Raw genomic sequence first — 23,311 nt, forward strand, 5'->3', positions numbered from 1 at the left:
CCGCGGGCCTCGTCCTCGAACGCCGGAGGGGCTGACGTTCAGCCCTTCCGGCGTTCGAGGAGCGGGGTCCGGGGCGGAGCCCCGGGCCGGGACGGGCGAGGGCGGCGGGTGCGGGGGAGAAAACCCCTGGGCGTCCCGTCTCCGCCCCCGTACCATCCCGGGCATGCCCAGACCCAGCGGCTTCGCCTACGAGGCCCACGCCACCGGAACCGTCCGCATCACCCACCGCGACCGCCCCGCGACCACCCTCCAGGGCGACCGGGCCGCCCGCTTCCTCACCGAGGTCACCACCGCTTCCGACCCCCAGCTCGTCATGGCCCGCTGGACCGGGAACTACAAGCGCGGCAACGAACGCACCGCCCGCGACCACCCCCGCAACCGGCGCTGAACCGGGCCGGGGACCGACCGCGCCGAACGGTCCACGGGCGAAGGGGCGGGGACGGAGACCTCATGGCCCGATCGGGCTACAGGTAAGGGAACGGTAAAACGCCCCCGCTCGTTCTCCCCGCATGACCGCTATGACCCCCGGCTCGAACATCCCCCTTCCCACCGCCCGAGTGACGGTGGACGTCTCCGCGCCCGTGCGGCTCGACGTTTCGGGCCTGCTGCTCACCGCCGACGGCAAGGTGCGCTCCGACGACGACTTCATCTTCTACAACCAGCCCGCCGGCCCCGGCGTGACCTACCGCTCCGGCGGCGGCGCCACCCCCGACGCCATCACGGTCGACACCACGGCCGTGCCCCCGGGCATCGAGAAGATCGTCGTCACCGCCAGCCCCGACGCCGCCGGCCAGACCTTCCAGGGCATCGAACCGACCGCCACCCTCCGCAGCGCGGACGACAACGCGGTCCTGGCCACGTTCACTCCCCCGCGTCTCGGCGCCGAGACCGCGCTCGTGATCGTCGAGATCTACCTGCGCAACGGCGCCTGGAAGGCCCGCGCCGTCGGCCAGGGCTACGCCAACGGCCTGGCCGGCATCGCCACCGACTTCGGCGTCACGGTCGAGGAGCCCGCCGCCCAGCCGGTCGCTCCGCCGCCCGCCCCGCCGATGTCCGTCCCCCAGGCGCCCCCCATGCCCGCCGCCGCGCCCGCCGCGCCCGCCGCGCCCGCCGCGCCCCCGGCCCCGCCCGCCGCCGCCCCCGGCACCGGGAAGATCAACCTCGACAAGGGCCGGGTCAGCCTGCAGAAGAACCAGACCGTCTCCCTGATGAAGGGCGGCCGGCCGCTGCTCTCCCAGGTCAGGATGGGCCTCGGCTGGGAACCGGCCTACCGCGGCAAGGACATCGACCTGGACGCCTCGGTCATCGCCTACGGCCCGCAGCGCAACCACATCGACAGCTGCTACTTCGGCAAGCTGCAGATCGTGAACGGCGCGATCCGGCACTCCGGCGACAACCTCACCGGTGAGGGCGGCGGGGACGACGAGGTGATCACCGTGGACCTCGGACGCCTGCCCCAGGAGGTCTCCGGCCTGGTCTTCACGGTCAACTCCTTCTCCGGCCAGAAGTTCACCGAGGTCGCCAAGGCCTACTGCCGCCTGCTGGACGCCACCACGGGCGAGGAACTGGTCCGCTTCGACCTCACGAGCGCCGAACCGCAGACGGGCGTGATGATGGCGAAGCTGATCCGCCAGTACTCCGGCGAGTGGGAGATGACCGCGATGGGCGACTTCGTGAAGTCGCGCACGGTACGGGGGATGGTGAAGCCGGCCGGCCAGGCGCTGTAGCCGCCCGGGCAGGCCGTCGGGCGCCCCCGTGGCCAGGGGGCGCCCGGATTGACGGCTACGCCCGCAGCCCCTCCATCAGCAACCCCAGGTACCGGCGGATCTGCGTGCCCTCCCCGCCCGCCAGCTCCGAGGCCGTCGCGACCCCGTGGGCCAGCCGCAGCACGTCGACGGGCTCGACGTCGCGCCGCAGCACGCCCGCCTCCCGCGCCGCCCCGACCAGCCGGTCCACCGCGCTCGTCAGCGGATCGCAGCACCGCGTGCCGCCGTCACCGACGGCGGCGCCCAGCAGCGCCCGCAGCCCCCGGATCCGGAGCATCCCGGCGCCGAGTTCGTTCAGCCACTCCACCAGCGCCTCGCCCGGCGGCAGCCGCTCGGCCAGTTCGGCGGCCCGCGCCGCGAGCGACTCGATGCGGTCGACGTACGCGGCCTCCAGCAGCGCCCGACGGGTCGGGAAGTGCCGGTAGAGCGTGCCGGACCCGACACCCGCCCGCTTGGCGATGTCGTCGAGCGAGGCGCCCTCGCCGTGCGCGGCGAACGCCTCCACCGCGGCCTCGAGCAACAGCTCGCGATTGCGGCGGGCGTCCGCGCGCATGGACCTGACCTGCGCCACCACCCACTCCTCACCCCGGGAACCCTCCCCGTACCCTACCGAGCGGGGAACGGGGAGGGCCCCGGACCGCGGCGGCCCCTCACCGGGCCGGGGTCCGGGCGAGCACATCGGTCACCGGCGCTTGTGCCGCTTCCACGGCCCGGTGATGGCCAGCATGATGCCCGGTTCCTGGATGTTGGCGTAGAGGGTCCTGCCGTCGGGCGAGAAGGTGACGCCGGTGAATTCGCTGAACTCCGGCTCCTCCTCGGTGCCGATGTTGAGTTCGTTGCGGGCGATGGGGTAGGTGCGCCCGCTGTCGGTGGCTCCGAACAGGTGCTGCGCGCCCTCGCCGTCCTCGGCGATGATCAGGCCGCCGTACGGCGAGACGGTGATGTTGTCCGGGCCGTCGAAGGAGCCGTCCCCCGACGGGTCCCGGTCGACGCCGAGCAGGACCTTCAGGGTCAGCGTGCGGCGCCTGGGGTCGTAGAACCAGACCTGGCCGTCGTGCCGGACGGGGCTCTCCTCGCGGGCGTACGAGGAGACGATGTACGCCCCGCCGTCGCCCCACCACATGCCCTCCAGCTTGCGGGCGCGGGTGACCTCGCCGGCCGCGAACTGCTCGCGCACGGCGACGGTCCGCGCGTCGCGGTCGGGCACGTCCACCCAGTCGACGCCGTACACCGTGCCGGTCCTCGTGGCGCGGGAGAGGTCGTCGACGTACCGGCCGCCGGAGTCGTAGCACTTGGGCGCCTGGAGGACGCCGGCGTCGTCGGCGAGGGTGCGGAGCGTGCCGGGGCCGTAGCGGAAGCCCTCCGGCGGGGTCCAGCGGTAGAACAGGCCGTTGGGCTCGTCGGCGTCCTCGGTGAGGTAGGCGTGGCCGCGCTTGGAGTCGATGACGACGGCCTCGTGGTCGTAACGCCCGAAGAACTTCAGCGGCTTGGGGTCGCGGTTGGCGCGCCGGTCGGCGGGGTCGACCTCGAAGACGTAGCCGTGGTCCTTGGTCATGCCGTTCTCGCCGGCCCGGTCGGAGTTCTCCTCGCAGGTGAGCCAGGTGCCCCACGGGGTGGTGCCGCCCGCGCAGTTCTGGGCGGTGCCGGCGATGCCGACCCACTCGGCGACGCCGCCGTCGGGGCGCACCTCGACCACCGTGCAGCCGCCGGGCGCGGCCGGGTCGTAGACCAGGCCCTCGACGAGCGGGACGGGGAACTCCCGTTCGTCGCGCGGGCCGTCCATCTCGTGGTTGTTGACCAGGAGGGTGCTGCCGCGCGGTCCGGGGAAGGCGGCCGTTCCGTCGTGGTCGGCGGGCGTGAACTCGCCGGATTCCAGGCGGGTCCTGCCGCTGTGGGTGAGCACGCGGTAGGTGAACCCGGCGGGCAGGGCGAGGATGCCGTCCGGGTCCGCGACGAGCGGTCCGTACCCGACCCCGCCGTGCCGTCCGGCCGCTTCCCCGTGCCCTTCGTCCGCGCTCTCGGTGTCGGCGGTCGCGAGGGCGTGGGGTGCGGAGGCGAGGGCGGCCACACTGCCCGCCAGCGCGACACCGGCGCCGGCGATCGCGGACGTTCTGGCGAAGTCCCTGCGGGTGAGCGACATGCTGTCTCCTGTGACGTGGCTGGGCCGTGGAGGGTGGCGAACCCCGTGCGCCCGCCACGCTCCCGCCCGCGCCTGAACGCCGGCTGAACACCGAGGGTCACGGGAGTTCTCCCTTCCGTGAACCGCGCGGGTCCCGCCGCGGAGCTCAGCCCCCGTGCTGCGACCGCGCCTTGAACGCGGCCTTCCGCGCTTCCTTGGCGATCCGCTTGTCGGGGTGCAGCCGCCCCATGGCCTCCAGCACGTCCGCGGTGGCCGGGTGCTCCACCCGCCAGGCCGTGTCGAAGAAGCCGCTGTGCTGCCGTGCGAGTCCCTCCACCAGGGAGCGCAGCTCCTCGGAGTTGCCCTCGGCGGCGAGCTGGGCGGCGACCGTGTCGACGGTCAGCCAGAAGATCAGGGCCTCGGACGGCGGCGGCACGTCGCTCACCCCGTGCTCGGCCAGCCACACCCGGGCCAGCCCGCCGAGTTCGGGATCGTCCAGCACCTCCCGCAGCGCGGGCTCCGCCGCCGTGCCGACCAGCGACAGCGCCTGCTGGCACCGCAGCCGCCGCAGCGGCGCGCCCTGGTCCGCCCCGCGTGCCGCGGCCAGCAACTCGCGCGCGGCCCGGAGCGGATCACGCCGGTGCAGCCACTGCTCGGTCTCCGCGTGGGCGGCGGCCGGCGGGAAGGCGGCCGTGCCGTCGAGCAGCGCGTCCGCGCCCTTGTCCACGAGGTCGCCCACGGCCGGCGCCTCGAATCCGGCCTCCAGCAGCCGGGCGCGCAGTCCGTACAGTCCGAGCGGGGTCAGCCGGACCATGCCGTACCGGGAGACGTCGGTGTCGTCGACCGGCGCGGCGGGCTCCTCGTCGGCGTCGGCCATCAGCGCCTCGTCCACCGGCCGGTACTCCACGAGTCCGACCGGCTCCAGCATCCGGAACTGGTCGTCCAGCCGCATCATGGCGTCGGACACCTGCTCCAGGACGTCGTCGGTGGGCTCGGTCATGTCACCGGGCACGATCACCGACGCGGCCAGCGCGGGCAACGGCACCATCGCGTCGTCGGCGCCCTCGCCGCCCGCGGTCAGCAGGTAGAGGTTGCCGAGCACCCCGTCCAGGAACTCCGCCTCGGCCTCCGGATCCCAGTCCAGCGCGTCGAGATCGATCTCCCCGGACCCCTCCCCCTCGGCGATGGCGTCGACCAGCCCGCCCAGGTCGGGAACGCTCGCGTCGCCGAGCACCGTCTCCAGGGCCGCGCGCCACACCCCGAGCACGTCCCGCGGCGATCCGCCGGTGAGCAGCGCCAGACCGTCCCCCGCGGCGACGGTCCCCTCCTCCTCGTCGACCACCTCGACGAGTCCGGCGTCCACGGCGACGCGCCAGGCCTCACTGGCGTCGGCCGCGGCGTCCTCCCCGGTCAGGCCCAGCTCCGCGGCGGCCGCCGGCAGCTGTTCGTCGACGAGCCCGGCGCCGGCGTCGACCCGGGTGTCCGGCCCGGCCCAGCGGGCGAGCCCGGCAGCCCGGGAGAGCAGGGGGGTGGACAGGGCGTCGCGCGCCAGCTCCGCTTCGGGACGCAGCCGCGCAGGCGGCAGGATGGAGCTGTCTGACATCGGCTGTTTCTCCTAGGGCCGTTAACCACTCGGCCGCTCAGCCTAGACGGATTTCCACCCATGCCGCCCGCTTCATCTCCCCGTCAGCGGCCGTACCTGGCCGAAACCTTGACAAGTGACCTGGTCCGACAGGAGATTGACGCGCGTAGAAGAGGGTGGGTCACACGTTCCGGAGGGAATCCGTTGCCGAGAAAGTCCGCGCGTCTCGCCGCGCTCACCGTCGCCGCCGCATGCTCCGCGGCATCCGCCGTCGTCCTCACGTCCCCCGCGCACGCCGACACGGTGCGCATCCATGACGTCCAGGGCGACACCCGCACCTCGCCGCTGGCCGGCGAACAGGTCACCGGTGTGACCGGCATCGTCACCGGCGTCCGCACCTACGGCTCGTCCCGCGGCTTCTGGATCCAGGACCCCGCCCCGGACGCCGACCCGGCCACCAGCGAGGGCGTCTTCGTCTTCACGAGCTCCACCCCCAAGGGGGTCGCGGTGGGCGACGCCGTCACGGTCTCGGGCACGGTCTCGGAGTACGTCCCGGGAGGCGCCTCCTCGGGCAACCAGTCCCTGACGGAGATCGTCCGCCCCACCTTCACGGTCACCTCGAGCGGCAACCCGCTGCCCGCCCCCACGGCCGTCACCGCGCGCTCCGTCCCCGCCGCGTACGCCCCCGCGGGCGACCCGGCGGCGAACGGCTCGATCAACGCGCTGCCCCTGCGCCCCACGCAGTACGCCCTGGACCTGTACGAGTCCCTGGAGGGCATGAACGTCCAGGTCTCCGACGCCCGCGTGGTGGGCGCCACCGACCCGTACACCGAACTCTGGGTCACGGTGAAGCCCCACGAGCACCGCAACCACCGGGGCGGCACGGTCTACGGCTCCTACGACGCCCGGAACACCGGCCGCCTCCAGATCCAGTCCCTGGGCAAGGCGTCCGACTTCCCCGACGCGAACGTCGGCGACACCCTCGCCGGGAAGACCACGGGCCCCCTGGACTACAACCAGTTCGGCGGCTACACCCTCGTGGCCGACGAGCTGGGCGCCCTCGCCTCCGCGGACCTCCGGCGCGAGACCACCCGCGCCCAGCGCTCCACCGAACTGGCGATCGCGACCTACAACGTCGAGAACCTCGACCCCTCGGACGACACCTTCGCCGCCCACGCCGCCGCGATCGTGGACAACCTCAAGTCCCCCGACATCGTGTCCCTGGAGGAGATCCAGGACAACAACGGCGCCGTCGACGACGGCACGGTCGCCGCCGACCGGACGATGACCGCGCTGATCGACGCCGTCGAGGCGGCGGGCGGCCCCCGCTACGACTGGCGCTCCGTCGACCCCGCCGACAAGCAGGACGGCGGCCAGCCGGGCGGCAACATCCGCCAGGCCTTCCTCTTCAACCCCGCACGCGTCTCGTTCACCGACCGTCCGGGCGGCGACGCCACCACGGCCACCGGTGTCACGAAGATCCGCGGCAAGGCGGCCCTGACCCTCTCCCCCGGTCGCGTCGACCCGACGTCCGAGGCCTTCGACGACAGCCGCAAGCCGCTCGCGGGCGAGTTCGCCTTCCGGGGCCGCACGGTCATCGTCATCGCCAACCACTTCGCGTCGAAGGGCGGCGACCAGGGCCTGACCTCCCAGTACCAGCCCCCGTCCCGCAGCTCGGAGACCCAGCGCCACCTCCAGGCCGAGGCGGTCCACGACTTCACGGCGAAGATCCTCAAGACCCAGAAGAACGCCGACGTGGTGGCCCTGGGCGACATCAACGACTTCGAGTTCTCCAGGACGACCGAACTCCTCGAGGGCCGGGGCGCCCTCTGGTCGGCGATCAAGTCCCTTCCCCGGTCCGAGCGTTACTCGTACGTCTACCAGGGCGACAGCCAGGTCCTGGACCAGATCCTGATCAGTCCGTCCATCCGCCGCGGCGCCTTCACGTACGACAGCGTGCACATCAACGCGGAGTTCCACGACCAGATCAGCGACCACGACCCGCAGGTGCTCCGCTTCCGGCCGTGACGAACGGCCGCCCACGGCGACGAGGGGACGGCGCGGGGGTGCCCCCGCGCCGTCCCCTCGGGCGGGCCCGCGCCACGGGCCCGCCGCCTCAACAGCGGTGGCGCCGCACCATCACCGCACCCGTGACGAGCGCGATCACCGCGCCGGCGATCGCCGCCGGCTTGCGGTACCGCGCCCCGGCCTTCCCGGCGTGCGCCGCACTGCTCCGCATCTGCACGGTCATCGCCCCGGCCCGGTCCCGCAGGTCCTCGGCCTTCGCCCGCGCCCTCCCCTTGACGTCCATCTTCCCGGCCAGCTCCTCGACGGTGTCGCCGAGTTCGTGACGCGTCCGCTCGATCTGCCGCCGCAGCTCGTCCGGCCCCTTGGCCCCCCGCCCCGTCGCCGCGGCCTCCGCGTCCGGGTCCACGTGGGCCCCCGCCGGGGACCCCGCGCGCCTCACGTCGTGCGTCATCGGTGCGCCCTTTCCTTGATCTCCTCGACATCGGCCTTCACGCTGCCCATGGTCCGTTCGGGCTTGGGCGGCGTGGCCCGGCGCAACTGCCCGCGACCGGCAAGAGCGAGCACACCGGCGATGGCGAACAGCAGTCCCGTGACGATGAGCGCCGCCGCCCACAGCGGCAGCACCAGGTCCAGCGCGGCGACGACCGTGCCGGCCAGCGCGAGCAGTCCCGCATAGCCGAACGCCCCCGCCGCACCCAGCATCCCGCCGCCGCGCCCCGCGCGACGCCCCTTCTCCGCCAGTTCCTCCTTGGCGAGCGCCACTTCCTGGCGTGCGAGCCGGGAGATCTGTTCGGTGGCCTGTCCGACGAGCTCACCCACGCTGTGCTCGTCGCGAACCGGCCGTCGCTCGATGGTTCCGGTCACGATGCGCCTCCTCTCCTGTCGGAGCACCCGAGTACCCCCACCGTCCCGGCGTTATCCATAAAGCAACGCTTACCCATACCGGACACTACATTTAAGTAGAACTTCACGAGCCGTCGGCAAACACTACCCCCATGACCCCACCCCTCGGCCGCACCCTGTGCGCGATGATCACCCCGTTCACCCCCGCCGGCGCCCTCGACCTGGACGGCGCCCAGCACCTGGCCGACCACCTGGTCGCCCAGGGCTGCGACGGCCTGGTCCTCTCGGGGACGACGGGCGAGTCCCCCACCACCACCGACGCGGAGAAGTCGTCCCTCGTCGAGGCGGTGCGCGAGGCCGTCGGCACCCGGGCGACGATCGTCGCCGGCGTCGGCACTCCCGACACCGCCCACACCGCGGAACTGGCCCGCGGGGCGGAGAAGGCCGGCGCGGACGCCCTCCTCGTGACGGCCCCGTACTACAGCAGACCCCCGCAGGACGCGGTCGAGGCCCACTTCCTCGACGTCGCGAAGGCCACGGCCCTCCCCCTGGTCCTGTACGACATCCCGTCCCGCACCGGAGTCCGGATCGCACCGGACACCCTTCTGCGCCTGGCGGAGCACCCCCGCGTCCGGGCGGTCAAGGACTGCTCGTACGACTTCCTGGCCGCCCAGAGGGTCATGTCCCGCACCGGCCTCGCGTACTACGCGGGCTGCGACGAACACAACCTGGCCCTCTACGCGGTGGGCGCCGCCGGCTGCGTCAGCACGGTCGCCAACGTGGTCCCGGCCCACATCCGCGCCGTCCTGGACGCCTTCGACGCGGGCGACACCGCCCGGGCGGCGCACCTCCAGCAGCGGGCGACCCCCCTCATCGAGGCGATGACGGCGAACGGCCTCCCCGGCGCGGTCACCGCGAAGGCCCTCCTCACCGCCCTGAACCTCCCCGCGGGCCCGCTCCGCCCACCGCTGAGGCCCGCCGGCCGGCACACGGCCGACGGGCTCAGGGCGGTGCACGAGGACCTGACCGGGACCGGCTAGGAACGGCGCTCGACGAAGACCGGCTCCCACTCCACCGTCTCGAACGCCTCGTCCGGCTCACGCACCCCGCTGAGCGGCACGACCTTCTCGCTGCCGATGGCGACCAGCACCAGCCGCGGCCGGTACTCCCCCGGCCCGGGGGCCCGTTCCCAGGCGATGAGCCGCCGGTCGTCCACCCAGGCGAGCAGGTGCGCCCCGCGCACCCGGGCGACCTCCTCGCCCGTGTACGGATCGCGGATCCCGGACCAGGACGTGTCCTTGGCCTCGGCCGTCAGACCGAGCGCGGCCAGCTTGCCGTCGGGGGACAGCCGCGCGGAGACGTCGGACCGCAGGTGCCGTTCGTTCGCGGGCGCGGGAACCGTGTCCCCGTCGAGGTCGTGGAACTGCTGCAGTCCGTCCTTGCCCCCGATGACCTGCGAGTACACGAGCCGGCCGTCCCGGGAGAACGCGAAGTCCTGCCGCCCGTTGATGTCCCGGCGGTCCGCGACCGGGCTCCAGTCGCCCCGGCCGTCGGCCACGTCCAGGACGTAGAAGCCGCTCCGGGACGAGTGGCCGCCGAACTGCGGCACCCAGGCCACGGCCCCGGAGGAGCTCTTCATCCGCTCCATCAGATCGGGGTGCTCACCGTAGGTCGTGGCGACGAGCCTGGTCCCGTCGTGCGCGTAGGCGAGGCCGCCGACTCCGCGGTCGACGGTGATCCACCGGTCGACCCGGCCCGTGGCCAGGTCGAGGATGCCGATCCGCCGGGCGGGCAGTTCCCGCTCCAGTACGGCCGCGGTCCGCGCACCGGGCGCCACGGCGACGAACGACCACCGGTCGTCCTTCTCGTACGTCCCGGTCTCCGGGTCGAGCAACCGGTAGGTGCGGGTCAGCACGGCTTCGTCGTCCGACCGGGTCACGGGTTCCGCCGTGTAGTAGGCGGCCAGCACGGACCGGCCGGCCGCGATCAGATCGCGCGGCGGCGACTGGTCCGGGTGCGCGAGGACATCGTTCCCGTCCAGGACGGAAGCGGGACGGACGTCCTCCTTCCCGCTGTCCGGCAGCGGCACGCCGACGGCGACCGCGACGACGGCCGTCATGGCGGCGGCCACGGCGACCAGCCCGCGGACACGGCGCCGCCGCCGCACCGCCAGCACCCGGTCGGCGAACCCCGGTCCGGGCGCGGTCAGTTCGACCGCCTGTTCACGCAACGCGTCACGCACGAGTTCGTCGACGTTCACGACCGCACCTCCACGGGCGGGTAGTCACGGGACGGCCGTCGCCCATCCTCGGACGGGCCGAGGGAGCGCAGTTCGGGCGCGAGGGCACGCAGCCGGGCCAGGGAACGATGGGTGGTGGACCGTACGGTGCCCACCGAGCAGCCCAGGACGCGGGCCACCTCGGCCTCGGGGAGGTCCTCGAAGTAGCGCAGCACCAGCATGGTGCGCTGGCGCGCGGTCAGCCGGGCCAGCGCGCCCCGCATCAGCAGGCGCAGCTCCGCGTCGGCCGAGGCGGCGTCCCCGCCGGCACCGGGTTCCGGCGGTTCGGCCACGCTGAGTTCGCGTCCGCGCCGCTTCAGCCGCCAGCGGCTGATCTGCTGCCGGTAGAGGATCTGCCGTACGTACGCCTCGGGTTCGTCGATGCGGTGCCAGCGGCCCGCCGCCTTGATCAGCGCGTTCTGCAGCAGGTCCTCGCCCGCGTGCCGGTCGCCGCCGCTCAGCAGGACCGCGGTCTTCAGCAGTGCGGACGACCGGTTCGCCACGAACTCCCGGAAACTCTCCTGTGCCTCGGCATCCATCGTCACCTTCTCTTCCCCCGGGAACGGGCCCTGTGTCCGCTCCCCGCACCCCTGTGGACGCGCGCGGGCCCCCCTCGCTATGCCACCGCACAGCGGAAACACGAAAAAACAGGCGGGCCGGTCCCCGAACGGCAGGAGGTGTTCCCGTACGTCCTGCGCGGGGGCGTCGGCCCGACCGGCGTCGGCGTTGCCCGGCCCGACGCGGTGACCGTCGTGGGAGGCCGTGTCGGTCTCGTCCGCGTGGGCGGAACCGGCCGGTGTGCCGCACGGCATCAGCACGGCCACCACCCCCATCACTCCGACCGCGCAGCGGACCGCGCCCCGCACCCACTCGTTCGCCATCGCCCGTTCATCCGCCGAAACGACCCCGAAGTCACGGGGAGCGACCCGTACGGGAACGGACGGGCGCGTGACGCCCGGCTCAGTTGTGGCTGTGCAGGATCTCGTTCAGGCCGCCCCAGACCGCGTTGTTCGGGCGGGCCTCGACCGCGCCGGTGACGGAGTTGCGGCGGAACAGGATGTGGGAGGCGCCGGACAGTTCACGGGCCTTGACGACCTGCCCGTCGGGCATGGTGACGCGGGTGCCCGCGGTGACGTAGAGGCCCGCCTCGACCACGCACTCGTCGCCGAGGGCGATGCCGACGCCCGCCTCGGCGCCGACCAGGCAGCGCTCGCCGATGGTGATGCGCACGTTGCCGCCGCCGGACAGCGTGCCCATGGTGGAGGCGCCGCCGCCGATGTCCGAGCCGTCGCCGATGACGACACCGGCCGAGACACGGCCCTCGACCATCGACGTGCCCAGCGTGCCGGCGTTGAAGTTGACGAAGCCCTCGTGCATGACGGTGGTGCCCTCGGCGAGGTGCGCGCCGAGCCGTACCCGGTCGGCGTCGGCGATGCGGACGCCCTTGGGGGCGACGTAGTCCGTCATGCGGGGGAACTTGTCGACGGAGGTCACGGCCAGGTGCAGGCCCTCGGCGCGGGCGTTGAGCCGCACCTTCTCGAGGTCGTCCACGGCGACCGGGCCGAGGGAGGTCCAGGCGACGTTGGCGAGGTGGCCGAAGACGCCGTCCAGGTTCTGGCCGTGCGGCTGGACCAGGCGGTGCGAGAGCAGGTGGAGGCGCAGGTAGACGTCGTGCGCGTCGACCGGCTTCTCGGCCAGCGACGAGATGACCGTGCGGACCGCGACCACCTCGACGCCCCGGCGGGCGTCCGGACCGGCCGCCGCGGTGGCGCCGCCGCCCAGGAGTTCCGCGGCCTGCTCGGCGGAGAGCCGCTCGGTGCCGGACGGGCCGGGCTCGTCGGCCAGTACGGGGGCGGGGAACCAGGTGTCGAGAACGGTGCCGTCGGCGGCGATGGTGGCGAGGCCGGCGGCCACCGCGCCGGAGGTGCTGTGAGCAGTCGTGTCGGTCATGAGGGCAACCTAACCAACCGGTGGCCGGGGACGCGAACCGGTGCGGACCGCGTCTCGGCGTACGGTCCGCGCGGGCGGCACGCCCCGCCGGCCGGCGCCGGTCAGTGCGCCCCGCCCAGGTTGAGCACCACCACTCCGGCGATGATCAGCGCGATGCCACCGGCCTTGGCGACGGTGAGCCCCTCGCCCAGGAACATCGTGCCGATCACCGCGATGGCGGCCGTCCCGGCCCCCGACCAGATGGCGTACGCCGTTCCGACCGACACGGTCCTCAGGGTCTGCGCGAGCAGCGCGAAGGCCACCAGGTATCCGGCGACGGTGACGACCGAGGGCCACAGCCGGGTGAACCCCTCGCTGTACTTCATGGCGGTCGTGCCGACCACTTCCGCTGCGATGGCTCCGGCGAGCAGTGCGTACCCCATGACGGCGATCGTAGCCAGGCAGGACCACACGCGAAGCGGCCCCCCGCGGTACGCGGGGGGCCGCTCGGTCCGCCGTTCGCTCAGACGTTGAAGCCCAGCGCCCGCAGCTGCTCACGGCCGTCGTCCGTGATCTTGTCGGGGCCCCACGGCGGCATCCAGACCCAGTTGATGCGCAACTCGCTGACCAGGCCGTCCGTGGCGGACTTGGCCTGGTCCTCGATGACGTCCGTCAGCGGACAGGCCGCGGAGGTCAGGGTCATGTCCACGGTCGCCACATTGGAGTCGTCGACGTGGATGCCGTAGATCAGGCCCAGGTTGACGACGTCGATGCCCAGCTCGGGGTCGACGACGTCCATCAGGGCCTCGCGGAGCTCCTCCTCCGAGGCCGGCTTCATCTCCAGGGTCTCGCTCATGCCGTTGTCCTTTCGGCGTCGGCGCCCAGCGCCTGGGCCGTCGCGTCCTTCCACGCCATCCAGCTGAGGAGGGCGCACTTCACCCGGGCCGGGTACTTGGACACCCCGGCGAACGCGACCGCGTCCTCCAGGATCTCCTCCATCGCGTCGTCCGGCTCGATCTTCCCCTTGGACTGCATCAGCTCCAGGAAGGTCCCCTGGATCCGCTGCGCCTCGGCGAGGTCCTTGCCGACCAGCAGGTCGTTCAGCACGGAGGCGGAGGCCTGGCTGATGGAACAGCCCTGCCCCTCGTAGCTGACGTCGCTGATCGTCGTACCGTCGTACTTCACGCGGAGCGTGATCTCGTCGCCGCACGTCGGGTTGACGTGGTGCACCTCGGCGTCCCCGTCCCGCAAGCCCCGCCCGTGCGGGTTCTTGTAGTGGTCCAGGATGACGTCCTGGTACATGGAGTCCAGCTTCACGCCTCAGCCCCTCATCCGAAGAAGTTCCGTACGTGCTCCAGGCCGTCGACCAGTGCGTCGATCTCGGCCGGTGTGGAGTACAGATAGAACGACGCCCGCGTGGTCGCAGGAATTCCGTACCGCAGGCAGACGGGGCGGGCGCAGTGATGGCCCACGCGTACCGCGATGCCCTGTTCGTCGAGGACCTGGCCCACGTCGTGCGGGTGGATGTCGCCGAGCGTGAACGAGATCGCCGCTCCCCGGTCCTCGGCCGTGGCGGGGCCGATGATGCGCAGGTCCGGGACCTCGGCCAGGCGCTTGACCGCGTACTCGGTGATGGCGTGCTCGTGGGCGAGGACCTTGTCCATGCCGATGGCCGACAGGTAGTCGATCGCCGCGCCGAGACCGACCGCCTGGGCGATCGGCGGGGTGCCCGCCTCGAACTTGTGCGGGGCCGGCGCATAGGTCGACGAGCTCATCGAGACGGTCTCGATCATCTCGCCGCCGCCGAGGAACGGGGGCAGGTCCTCCAGCAGTTCCTGGCGGCCCCAGAGCACGCCTATGCCGGTCGGGCCGCACATCTTGTGACCGGTGAAGGCCACGAAGTCGGCCTGGAGGGCCTGGACGTCCAGCGGCATGTGCGGCGCGGCCTGGGAGGCGTCGACGCACACCAGGGCGCCGACCTCCTGGGCGCGGCGCACGATCGCCTCGACCGGGTTGACCGTGCCCAGGATGTTGGAGACCAGCACGAAGGAGACGATCTTCGTCTTCTCGGTGATGACCTCGTCGATGCGGGAGAGGTCGAGCCGGCCGTCGTCGGTCAGCCCGAACCACTTCAGCTTGGCGCCCGTGCGCTGCGCGAGCAGCTGCCACGGCACGATGTTGGAGTGGTGCTCCATCTCCGTGATGACGATCTCGGTCTCGTGGTCCACCCGGTAGGGCTCGTCGGCCCAGCCGAGCATGTTCGCCACGAGGTTGAGCGACTCGGAGGCGTTCTTGGTGAAGATCACCTCGTCGCGCGAGGGGGCGTTGACGAACTCCGCGACCTTGTCGCGCGCGCCCTCGTACAGCGCCGTGGCCTCCTCGGCGAGCACATGCACACCGCGGTGGACGTTGGCGTTGTAGCGCTCGTAGTACTCGCTCAGGGCGTCCAGCACCTGACGCGGCTTCTGCGAGGTCGCCGCGTTGTCCAGGTACACGAGCTTCCGGCCGTCGTGGACCTGGCGGTCCAGGATGGGGAAGTCCTTGCGGATCGCCTCGGTGTCGAGGAGGCCCGGCAGCTGTGTCACTCGGATGCGCCACCCTTCACGTATGCCTCGTAGCCCTCGTTCTCCAGCTTGTCCGCGAGCTCGGCGCCGCCGGACTCGACGATGCGGCCGCCGGCGAACACGTGCACGTGGTCGGGCTTGATGTAGCGCAGGATGCGCGTGTAGTGCGTGATCAGCAGGGTGCCGACCTCACCGGACTCGCGGACGCGGTTGACGCCCTCGGAGACGATGCGCAGGGCGTCGACGTCCAGGCCGGAGTCGGTCTCGTCGAGGATCGCGACCTTCGGCTTGAGCAGTTCGAGCTGGAGGATCTCGTGGCGCTTCTTCTCACCGCCGGAGAAGCCCTCGTTGACGTTGCGCTCGGCGAAGGCGGGGTCCATGTTGAGGCGCTCCATGGCCTCCTTGACCTCCTTCACCCAGGTGCGCAGCTTGGGAGCCTCGCCGCGGACGGCGGTGGCGGAGGTGCGCAGGAAGTTGGAGACGGAGACGCCGGGGACCTCGACCGGGTACTGCATGGCGAGGAAGAGGCCGGCGCGGGCGCGCTCGTCGACGGACATCTCCAGGACGTCCTCGCCGTCGAGGGTGACGGTGCCCCCGGAGACGGTGTACTTGGGGTGACCGGCGAGCGCGTAGGCGAGGGTCGACTTGCCGGAGCCGTTGGGGCCCATGATGGCGTGCGTCTCGCCCTGCTTCACGGTGAGGTCGACGCCCTTGAGGATCTCCTTCGTGGCGTTGTCGGCCTCGACGGTGACGTGCAGGTCTCGGATTTCAAGCGTTGCCATGGGTGCCTCAGGACTCCTGGGTGAGGGAGACGAGCACGTCGTCCCCTTCGATCTTTACGGGGTATACGGGGACGGGGCGCGTCGCCGGAAGGGCGTCGGGCTTGCCGGAACGGAGGTCGAAACGCGAGCCGTGCAGCCAGCACTCGATGTGGCAGTCGTCCACCTCGCCCTCCGCGAGGGAGACGTTCGCGTGCGAGCAGATGTCGTGGATCGCGAACACCTCCCCCCCGGTCTGCACGAGGGAGACCGGCGTGCCGTCGAGTTCCACCCGCTTCGGGGTGTCCTCCTCCAGCTCGCTCAGCCCGCAGGCGCGTACGAAGGTCATGCGACCGCCGCCTCCAGCTCCTCCTCGATCTTGGCGATCAGGCGCTCCTCGATGTCCGGGACGCCGATCTGCTGCACGAGCTCGGCGAAGAAGCCGCGGACCACCAGACGGCGGGCGTCCTGCTCGGGGATGCCGCGGGCCATCAGGTAGAACAGCTGCTCGTCGTCGAAGCGGCCGGTCGCGGAGGCGTGGCCGGCGCCGACGATCTCGCCGGTCTCGATCTCCAGGTTGGGCACGGAGTCGACGCGGGCGCCGTCGGTGAGGACCAGGTTGCGGTTCATCTCGTAGGTGTCGGTGCCCTCGGCCTTGGCCTCGATGAGCACGTCGCCGATCCACACGGCGTGCGCGTCGACGCCCTGGAGCGCGCCCTTGTAGACGACGTTGGACGTGCAGTGCGGCACGTTGTGGTCGACCAGGAGGCGGTGCTCCTGGTGCTGGCCGGCGTCGGTGAAGTACAGGCCGAACAGCTCGGCCTCGCCGCCGGGGCCGGCGTAGACGACGCGCGGGTGGAGGCGTACGACGTCGCCGCCGAAGGTGACGACGACCGACTTGAAGGAGGCGTCGCGGCCGACCAGGGCGCTGTGCTGGGCGACGTGCACCGCCTTGTCGTCCCAGTCCTGGACCGAGACGACGGTCAGCTTGGCCCCGTCGCCGAGCACGTACTCGACGTTGGCGGCGAGCACCGCGTCACCGGTGTGGTCGATGACCACGAGCGCCTCGGCGAAGGCGCCGAGCTCGATCACCTGGTGGCCGTAGGCGGTGCCGCCCTCGCCCCGCACCGCGATGCGGATCGGCTCGGTGAGGACGGTCTCCTTCGGCACGGTCACGACCGAGGCCTGCTCGAAGGCGGAGTACGCCTGGGCGACGACGCGGTCCACCGGGATGCCGGCGCGGCCGATCCGCGCGTCGTCGCGGCCGACGGTCTCGACGGTGACGCCCTCGGGCGCCTCGACGGCGACCTTGAGACCCCCGCCGGTGGCGGTGGCGGTGCCGTCGTGCAGACCGCGCAGCCGCTCCAGCGGGGTGAACCGCCACTCCTCCTCGCGGCCGTGGGGGACGGGGAAGTCCGCCACGTCGAAGGACGGAGGCGCGCTCATGCGGGTGGCGACGGTCGACTCCGCGGCGACCGCGATCGAGCCGGCGGTGGTGGAGCCCACCGGGATATTCTGAGCCTCAGCCATGGCTGTCGTAGTGCTCGCTTTCCTTTGCGTAAGGGGGCTTGACGGAACGGCGTGGTGCTTTAGCCGACCGCGCCTTCCATCTGCAGCTCGATCAGCCGGTTGAGCTCGAGCGCGTACTCCATCGGCAGTTCCTTGGCGATCGGCTCGACGAAGCCTCGCACGATCATCGCCATCGCCTCGAACTCGCTCAGGCCGCGGCTCATCAGGTAGAAGAGCTGGTCCTCGGAGACCTTGGAGACGGTCGCCTCGTGGCCCATGGACACGTCGTCCTCGCGGACGTCCACGTAGGGGTAGGTGTCCGAGCGGGAGATGGTGTCGACGAGCAGCGCGTCGCAGAGCACGTTGGACTTGGAGCCCGGGGCGCCCTCGCCGATCTCGATCAGACCGCGGTAGGACGTACGGCCGCCGCCGCGCGCCACCGACTTGGAGACGATGTTGGACGAGGTGTTGGGGGCCATGTGGACCATCTTGGCGCCCGCGTCCTGGTGCTGGCCCTCGCCGGCGAAGGCGATGGACAGCGTCTCGCCCTTGGCGTGCTCGCCCATCAGGTAGACGGCCGGGTACTTCATCGTCACCTTGGAGCCGATGTTGCCGTCGACCCACTCCATGGTCGCGCCCTCGTAGGCCACGGCGCGCTTGGTGACCAGGTTGTAGACGTTGTTCGACCAGTTCTGGATGGTCGTGTAGCGGCAGCGGGCGTTCTTCTTGACGATGATCTCGACGACCGCGCTGTGCAGGGAGTCGCTCTTGTAGATCGGGGCGGTGCAGCCCTCGACGTAGTGCACGTAGGCGCCCTCGTCGACGATGATCAGGGTCCGCTCGAACTGGCCCATGTTCTCGGTGTTGATCCGGAAGTAGGCCTGGAGCGGGATCTCGACGTGCACGCCCGGCGGGACGTAGATGAAGGAGCCGCCGGACCACACGGCGGAGTTCAGCGACGCGAACTTGTTGTCGCCGACCGGGATGACCGTGCCGAAGTACTCCTTGAAGAGCTCGGGGTGCTCCTTCAGGGCGGTGTCGGTGTCCAGGAAGATGACGCCCTGCTCCTCCAGGTCCTCACGGATCTGGTGGTAGACGACCTCCGACTCGTACTGGGCGGCGACACCGGCGACGAGGCGCTTCTTCTCGGCCTCCGGGATGCCCAGCTTGTCGTAGGTGTTCTTGATGTCCTCGGGCAGGTCCTCCCAGGACTCCGCCTGCTTCTCCGTGGAGCGCACGAAGTACTTGATGTTGTCGAAGTCGATGCCGGAGAGGTCGGAGCCCCAGTTCGGCATGGGCTTCTTCTCGAACAGGCGCAGGCCCTTGAGGCGGAGCTTGGTCATCCACTCCGGCTCGTCCTTCTTCGCGGAGATGTCCCGGACGACGTCCTCGTTCAGGCCGCGGCGCGCCGACGCACCGGCCTCGTCACGGTCGGCCCAGCCGTATTCGTAGGTGCCCAGACCCTCCAGCTCGGGGTGGGCAGTCTCCGTGGGGAGAGTCATGCGGGGTTCCTCCCGGACGTGCTTTCAGATGCGTGGTGGGAAATCTTGGGGATGAACGTCGTGCAGACGCCGTCGCCGTGCGCGATCGTCGCCAGTCGCTGTACATGCGTACCGAGAAGCTCGGCGAAAAATTCCGTCTCGGCCTCGCAGAGCTGCGGGAACTTCTCGGCGGCGTGGGCGACCGGGCAGTGGTGCTGGCAGAGCTGCTCGCCGACCGGTGCGCTGCGCGCGGTTGCAGCGTACCCGTCCGCGCTCAGGGCCTTGGCCAGCGCTTCCGTCCGCTGCTCGGGGGCCGCGCCCTCGACCGCCTTGCGGTACGTGCCCGCCTGGGCGGCGATCCTGGCGCGGGCGAAGGCGGCGATCGCCTCGCTGCCGCCCTCCCGCTCGCCGATCCAGCGCAGGGCGTCCACGGCCAGTTTGTCGTACGACTGGTCGAAGGCGTCCCGTCCGCAGTCCGTCAGGGCGAACACCTTGGCCGGGCGCCCGCGCGTGCGCGCGCCGTAGACGCGGCGCTCGCGGGCCTCCACGACGTTGTCGGCGGCCAGCGCGTCCAGGTGCCGGCGTACGGCCGCCTGGGTGAGGCCGAGCCGCTCGGCCAGTTCGGCGACGGTCGACGGGCCGTGGTCCAGGACGGAGCGGGCGACGCGGTTGCGGGTGGACCGCTCACCGGTTGCCAGTTCCTCGTGGGAAGCCTCGCCAACGTTTTTCACAACGCCATTGTTGCGTAATTCATCCGAGCCGGGCAAGCCGCCCCAGGACGGCCCGAAGGTGCCCTGCATCACTTAGGTATACCTAATGTGACCTGCGGAAACGATCTCTGATCGATCAGATCGACGGTGTCCGGCGATGGCTTCCGGGAGGTTCCGGAACCCTGCCCGCACCCCCTCCGACCGGCCCTCTTGTGACGCGCGGCACCCTCGGCCCGCCGGGTCCGGACGGTGCGCGGACGGCCCTCCGCCCGGCGCGGCGGCCTCCCCGACCCGGCGTTCCGACGCCCCGGCCGTCTCCCTAGACTCGTGACCCATGCGAAGTGAGCCCGTGGTCCAGGTGCAGGCCCTGGTGAAGCGGTACGGCACGAAGACCGCGGTGGACGGCCTCGACCTGGTGGCCCGGCAGGGCGTGACCGCCGTGCTCGGCCCCAACGGGGCGGGCAAGACGACCACGGTCGAGACCTGCGAGGGGTACCGGCGGCCGGACTCCGGCACGGTGCGCGTGCTGGGTCTCGACCCGGTGAGGCAGTCGGCGGCGCTGCGGCCCCGCGTCGGTGTGATGCTCCAGTCCGGCGGCGTCTACTCGGGCGCGCGGGCCGACGAGATGCTGCGGCACGTGGCCGGTCTGCACGCGCATCCGCTGGACGTGGACGCGCTGATCGAGCGGCTGGGGCTCGGCTCCTGCGGCCGTACGTCGTACCGGCGGCTCTCCGGCGGCCAGCAGCAGCGGCTCGCGCTCGCGATGGCCGTGGTGGGGCGCCCGGAGCTGGTGTTCCTGGACGAGCCGACCGCCGGTCTCGACCCGCAGGCCCGCCGCGCCACCTGGGACCTGGTGCGGGACCTGCGCGCGGACGGCGTCTCCGTCATCCTCACCACCCACTCCATGGACGAGGCCGAACAGCTCGCCGACGACGTGGCGATCATCGACGCCGGCCGGGTGATCGCCCAGGGTTCCCCCGAGGAGCTGTGCCGGGGCGGCGCCGAGAACACGCTCCGCTTCTCCGGGCGGCCGGGGCTGGACGTGGCGTCCCTGCTGAAGGCGCTGCCCGCCGGATCCTCGGGCGCCGAGGTGGCCCCGGGGTCCTACCGGGTCGCCGGCGAGGTCGACCCGCAGCTGCTCGCCACGGTGACGTCCTGGTGCGCGCAGCACGGAGTGATGCCGGACCGGATCTCGGTGGAACGGCACACCCTCGAAGACGTCTTCCTGGAGCTCACCGGCAAGGAGTTGCGTTCATGATGTCCACCCGGACGAGGACCGGCCGGGGGGCCGGCCCGCGGCGCAGCCGCACTCGGACGCGGCGTCCCCCGAAAAGACACGGCCTGGAGCTCACCGGCAAGGAGTCGCGCTCGTGACGGCCACCGGCGCCTACACCCCGAAGCCGGGGGCCGCTCCCCTGACGCGCATGATCGCCGCGCAGGCGGTGCTCGAGACGAAGATGCTGCTGCGCAACGGCGAGCAGCTGCTGCTGACGGTGGTCATCCCCACGCTGCTGCTCGTGCTCTTCAGCACCGTGGACGTCGTGGACACCGGTGAGGGCGAGGCGGTGGACTTCCTCGCCCCCGGCATCCTCGCGCTCGCGGTGATGTCGACGGCGTTCACCGGGCAGGCCATCGCCACCGGCTTCGAGCGCCGCTACGGCGTGCTGAAACGGCTGGCCGCGTCACCGCTGCCGCGCTGGGGACTGATGACCGCGAAGACGCTGTCGGTGCTGGTCACCGAGATCCTCCAGGTGGCCCTGGTGACGGTGGTCGCCCTCGCGCTCGGCTGGTCGCCGCAGGGCGACCCCGTCTCCGTGTTCCTGCTGCTGGTGCTGGGCACGGCCGCCTTCTCCGGGCTCGGCCTGCTGATGGCGGGCACCCTCAAGGCCGAGGCGACGCTCGCCGCCGCCAATCTGGTGTTCCTGCTGCTGCTCGTCGGCGGCGGGGTGGTCGTACCGCTGGACAGGTTCCCCGACGGGGCGCGGGACGTCCTGGGCCTGCTGCCGATCTCCGCGCTGTCGGAGGGGCTGCGGGACGTGCTCCAGCACGGGGCCGGGATGCCGTGGGGGAACCTCGCGACCCTCGCCGTGTGGGCGGTCGCGGGGCTCGCCGCGGCCGGGAAGCTCTTCCGCTGGGAGTAGGCGACATGTCCGGGACGGACCCTCGTGAAAGCGTGCACAAGCGGCGTCCTACGATGGGACGCGTGCCAAACGTGACCCGCGCCGACGTCCAGGCGGCCCTGCGCAACCCCCTCGCCTTCATCGCCGCACGCTGGACCCCGGATCCCCGGACCGTCCGGCGGGCGGTCCTCACCGCGCTCGTCATGGCGGTGGTCATCGTGGTCACCGGTGGTGCGGTGCGGCTGACCGGCTCCGGCCTGGGCTGCCCGACCTGGCCCAAGTGCACCGACGACTCGCTCACCACGACCAGCGAGATGGGCCTGCACGGCGTCATCGAGTTCGGCAACCGCCTGCTGACGTACGTGCTGTGCGCCGCGGTCGGCTGGGCGATCATCGCCGTGCGCTCCGAGAAGCCGTACCGGCGCGGCCTCACGCTGCTGGGCTGGGCGCAGTTCTGGATCGTCATGGGCAACGCGATCCTCGGCGGCATCGTGGTCCTCGTCGGCCTGAACCCGTACACGGTCGCGGCGCACTTCCTGCTCTCCACCGCGCTGATCGCGGTCGCCACGGTGATGTGGCAGCGCGTCCGGGAGGGCGACGCGGAGCCCCGGCCGCTGGTCGGCAAGGCCGTGCAGCAGCTGGTGTGGTTCATGGTGGCCGCCTCCGTGCTGCTGATCGCGGTCGGCACGGTGGTGACCGGCGCGGGCCCGCACGCGGGTGACTCCAGCGACGTCCCGCGGATGCCGCTCGACTGGGAGACGGTCAGCAAGCTGCACGCCGTACTGGCGTGGATCGTGGTGACGCTGACGTTCGCCCTGTGGTTCGTCCTGAAGGCGGTCGACGCGCCCGGGGGCCCGCCGGCCCGCACCCGCGAGCTGTTCCTGATCCTGCTCGCCCAGGGCGCCATCGGCTACGTCCAGTACTTCACCGACCTCCCCGAGGTCCTGGTCGGCCTGCACATGTTCGGCTCCTGCGTGATGTGGATCTGGGTGATCCGCGTCCTGCTGTCGCTGCGCGAGCGCCCGGGGACGGCGGTACCCGACACGGCCGTACCGGCCGCCCAGAAGCCCGCCGCCGACGCGTCGATCGCCGGCCCCCGGTAGTCCCGGGCCGGCCGGGACCGGCGGGCGGCCCGGGATCATCCAGCGCCGCCTCCGGACGTCCTGCCCGTCCTCGCCGGGGCGCCGAGGACGGGCAGGACGTCCAGGGCCTCCCGCTCGGTGATCAGGCGGTCCTCGCGCGGGGTCACGGTGGCGCGGGCGAAGGCCGGCGGGCCCGGATCGCCCCCTGCGTCCCGCGTCCGGTCGGCGGGCCGGTCCGCCTCCCGCCGCCGGAAGTCGCGCCGGTCGCGCACCACGAAGCCGGCGGGCTCGCCGTCCGGCGCCGGCCGCGGCACGTCCGCGGGCGCCGCCCCCGTGCGGGCCCCGGCCCAAGGGGTGCGGCCCGGTGCGGGTGACCGGGGTGACCGGGCGTGCGAAGAACTACTCCTCGTGCGCCCGGATGAGGTGGCGCCGCCCGGCGTCCGCCGCGGTCCGTGGCGTCAGGCGGGCAGCGGTGCGGCCGGTCGGCGAGCGGCGCGTCCCGCGGCCGCGCGTGCGGCGGCGCGACGCGGCACACCGTCCGG

Annotated in this window: 25 protein-coding genes; 7 read left to right on the forward strand and 18 right to left on the reverse strand. The window is 72.2% G+C overall.

Going from position 1 to position 23,311, the window contains the following annotated elements; translation table 11 throughout:
- Window positions 1–163 precede the first annotated feature (163 nt).
- Window positions 164–388 (forward strand): hypothetical protein, encoded by a 225-nt coding sequence (locus ADK41_RS21675; RefSeq protein WP_030820979.1) that lies wholly within the window; start codon window positions 164–166, stop codon window positions 386–388.
- Between the two features lie 130 nt (window positions 389–518).
- The gene (locus tag ADK41_RS21680; protein WP_030820977.1) at window positions 519–1,727 is read left to right on the forward strand and encodes a TerD family protein; all 1,209 of its coding nucleotides are present in this window, start codon (window positions 519–521) and stop codon (window positions 1,725–1,727) included.
- Between the two features lie 55 nt (window positions 1,728–1,782).
- Here the strand turns inward: ADK41_RS21680 and ADK41_RS21685 are convergent, their stop codons facing one another.
- The 3 genes from ADK41_RS21685 to ADK41_RS21695 all read right to left on the reverse strand — a co-directional run bounded on the left by ADK41_RS21685 (window position 1,783) and on the right by ADK41_RS21695 (window position 5,488).
- Complete coding sequence (locus ADK41_RS21685) at window positions 1,783–2,337, reverse strand: TetR/AcrR family transcriptional regulator (RefSeq protein WP_030820975.1); 555 nt, start codon at window positions 2,335–2,337, stop codon at window positions 1,783–1,785.
- Between the two features lie 111 nt (window positions 2,338–2,448).
- Entirely contained in the window at window positions 2,449–3,906 is a 1,458-nt protein-coding gene (locus ADK41_RS21690) for an alkaline phosphatase PhoX (protein ID WP_030820972.1), read from the reverse strand.
- A gap of 145 nt (window positions 3,907–4,051) precedes the next feature.
- Window positions 4,052–5,488, reverse strand: coding sequence for a hypothetical protein (locus ADK41_RS21695; RefSeq protein ID WP_030820970.1), 1,437 nt, complete (start codon window positions 5,486–5,488; stop codon window positions 4,052–4,054).
- 183 nt (window positions 5,489–5,671) lie between these two features.
- Between ADK41_RS21695 and ADK41_RS21700 the strand changes: the two genes are divergently transcribed.
- Window positions 5,672–7,495: an endonuclease/exonuclease/phosphatase family protein gene (locus ADK41_RS21700; protein WP_030820968.1), complete on the forward strand. Its 1,824-nt coding sequence runs from the start codon at window positions 5,672–5,674 to the stop codon at window positions 7,493–7,495.
- Between the two features lie 88 nt (window positions 7,496–7,583).
- Here ADK41_RS21700 and ADK41_RS21705 read toward each other — a convergent pair whose 3' ends face one another.
- Complete coding sequence (locus ADK41_RS21705; protein ID WP_030820966.1) at window positions 7,584–7,946, reverse strand: DUF3618 domain-containing protein; 363 nt, start codon at window positions 7,944–7,946, stop codon at window positions 7,584–7,586.
- Window positions 7,943–8,359, reverse strand: a complete 417-nt coding sequence (locus tag ADK41_RS21710; RefSeq protein ID WP_030820964.1) for a phage holin family protein — start codon at window positions 8,357–8,359, stop codon at window positions 7,943–7,945. The genes ADK41_RS21705 and ADK41_RS21710 overlap by 4 nt, the downstream gene beginning before the upstream one ends.
- 131 nt (window positions 8,360–8,490) lie before the next feature.
- Here ADK41_RS21710 and dapA point away from each other — a divergent pair, with 131 nt between their 5' ends.
- A complete protein-coding gene (dapA, locus tag ADK41_RS21715; RefSeq protein ID WP_030820963.1) occupies window positions 8,491–9,378 on the forward strand; it encodes a 4-hydroxy-tetrahydrodipicolinate synthase in 888 nt (295 codons plus the stop codon).
- Here dapA and ADK41_RS21720 read toward each other — a convergent pair.
- The 12 genes from ADK41_RS21720 to ADK41_RS21775 form a co-directional block, all read right to left on the reverse strand.
- Window positions 9,375–10,598 (reverse strand): hypothetical protein, encoded by a 1,224-nt coding sequence (locus ADK41_RS21720; protein WP_030820962.1) that lies wholly within the window; start codon window positions 10,596–10,598, stop codon window positions 9,375–9,377. The two genes, dapA and ADK41_RS21720, sit on opposite strands and share 4 nt — an antisense overlap.
- Complete coding sequence (locus tag ADK41_RS21725; RefSeq protein ID WP_030820961.1) at window positions 10,595–11,155, reverse strand: SigE family RNA polymerase sigma factor; 561 nt, start codon at window positions 11,153–11,155, stop codon at window positions 10,595–10,597. The genes ADK41_RS21720 and ADK41_RS21725 overlap by 4 nt, the downstream gene beginning before the upstream one ends.
- A 421-nt stretch (window positions 11,156–11,576) precedes the next feature.
- Complete coding sequence (gene dapD, locus ADK41_RS21730) at window positions 11,577–12,566, reverse strand: 2,3,4,5-tetrahydropyridine-2,6-dicarboxylate N-succinyltransferase (protein WP_030820958.1); 990 nt, start codon at window positions 12,564–12,566, stop codon at window positions 11,577–11,579.
- Window positions 12,567–12,667: 101 nt separating this feature from the next.
- Window positions 12,668–12,988, reverse strand: coding sequence for a DMT family transporter (locus ADK41_RS21735; RefSeq protein WP_030820956.1), 321 nt, complete (start codon window positions 12,986–12,988; stop codon window positions 12,668–12,670).
- A gap of 80 nt (window positions 12,989–13,068) precedes the next feature.
- Window positions 13,069–13,401 (reverse strand): metal-sulfur cluster assembly factor, encoded by a 333-nt coding sequence (locus tag ADK41_RS21740; RefSeq protein ID WP_030224563.1) that lies wholly within the window; start codon window positions 13,399–13,401, stop codon window positions 13,069–13,071.
- A complete protein-coding gene (gene sufU / locus ADK41_RS21745) occupies window positions 13,398–13,862 on the reverse strand; it encodes a Fe-S cluster assembly sulfur transfer protein SufU (RefSeq protein WP_030820953.1) in 465 nt (154 codons plus the stop codon). Before sufU ends, ADK41_RS21740 begins: the two co-directional genes overlap by 4 nt.
- Before the next feature lie 11 nt (window positions 13,863–13,873).
- Window positions 13,874–15,130, reverse strand: coding sequence for a cysteine desulfurase (locus tag ADK41_RS21750; protein WP_030820950.1), 1,257 nt, complete (start codon window positions 15,128–15,130; stop codon window positions 13,874–13,876).
- On the reverse strand, window positions 15,127–15,891 hold the full coding sequence (gene sufC / locus ADK41_RS21755; protein ID WP_030820947.1) for a Fe-S cluster assembly ATPase SufC: 765 nt from the start codon (window positions 15,889–15,891) through the stop codon (window positions 15,127–15,129). Before sufC ends, ADK41_RS21750 begins: the two co-directional genes overlap by 4 nt.
- A gap of 7 nt (window positions 15,892–15,898) precedes the next feature.
- A complete protein-coding gene (locus ADK41_RS21760; RefSeq protein WP_030820944.1) occupies window positions 15,899–16,216 on the reverse strand; it encodes a non-heme iron oxygenase ferredoxin subunit in 318 nt (105 codons plus the stop codon).
- Window positions 16,213–17,397 carry a Fe-S cluster assembly protein SufD gene (gene sufD, locus ADK41_RS21765; RefSeq protein WP_030820940.1) on the reverse strand — a complete coding sequence of 395 codons (1,185 nt, stop codon included), beginning with the start codon at window positions 17,395–17,397 and terminating at the stop codon, window positions 16,213–16,215. Before sufD ends, ADK41_RS21760 begins: the two co-directional genes overlap by 4 nt.
- A gap of 59 nt (window positions 17,398–17,456) precedes the next feature.
- Window positions 17,457–18,878 carry a Fe-S cluster assembly protein SufB gene (sufB, locus tag ADK41_RS21770; protein WP_030820938.1) on the reverse strand — a complete coding sequence of 474 codons (1,422 nt, stop codon included), beginning with the start codon at window positions 18,876–18,878 and terminating at the stop codon, window positions 17,457–17,459.
- Entirely contained in the window at window positions 18,875–19,588 is a 714-nt protein-coding gene (locus tag ADK41_RS21775) for a helix-turn-helix transcriptional regulator (protein ID WP_030820936.1), read from the reverse strand. Before ADK41_RS21775 ends, sufB begins: the two co-directional genes overlap by 4 nt.
- Window positions 19,589–19,901: 313 nt before the next feature.
- Here ADK41_RS21775 and ADK41_RS21780 point away from each other — a divergent pair, with 313 nt between their 5' ends.
- The 3 genes from ADK41_RS21780 to ADK41_RS21790 all read left to right on the forward strand — a co-directional run bounded on the left by ADK41_RS21780 (window position 19,902) and on the right by ADK41_RS21790 (window position 22,790).
- Entirely contained in the window at window positions 19,902–20,825 is a 924-nt protein-coding gene (locus ADK41_RS21780; RefSeq protein WP_078661823.1) for an ABC transporter ATP-binding protein, read from the forward strand.
- A gap of 166 nt (window positions 20,826–20,991) precedes the next feature.
- Window positions 20,992–21,708: an ABC transporter permease gene (locus ADK41_RS21785; protein ID WP_051842998.1), complete on the forward strand. Its 717-nt coding sequence runs from the start codon at window positions 20,992–20,994 to the stop codon at window positions 21,706–21,708.
- Window positions 21,709–21,761: 53 nt separating this feature from the next.
- A complete protein-coding gene (locus ADK41_RS21790; RefSeq protein WP_234318608.1) occupies window positions 21,762–22,790 on the forward strand; it encodes a COX15/CtaA family protein in 1,029 nt (342 codons plus the stop codon).
- A 35-nt stretch (window positions 22,791–22,825) separates the two neighbouring features.
- Here ADK41_RS21790 and ADK41_RS44095 read toward each other — a convergent pair whose 3' ends face one another.
- Window positions 22,826–23,083 carry a hypothetical protein gene (locus ADK41_RS44095; protein ID WP_063756479.1) on the reverse strand — a complete coding sequence of 86 codons (258 nt, stop codon included), beginning with the start codon at window positions 23,081–23,083 and terminating at the stop codon, window positions 22,826–22,828.
- Window positions 23,084–23,311: the final 228 nt, after the last annotated feature.

The sequence above is a fragment of the Streptomyces caelestis genome, assembly GCF_001279005.1.
Lineage (GTDB): Bacteria > Actinomycetota > Actinomycetes > Streptomycetales > Streptomycetaceae > Streptomyces > Streptomyces heliomycini.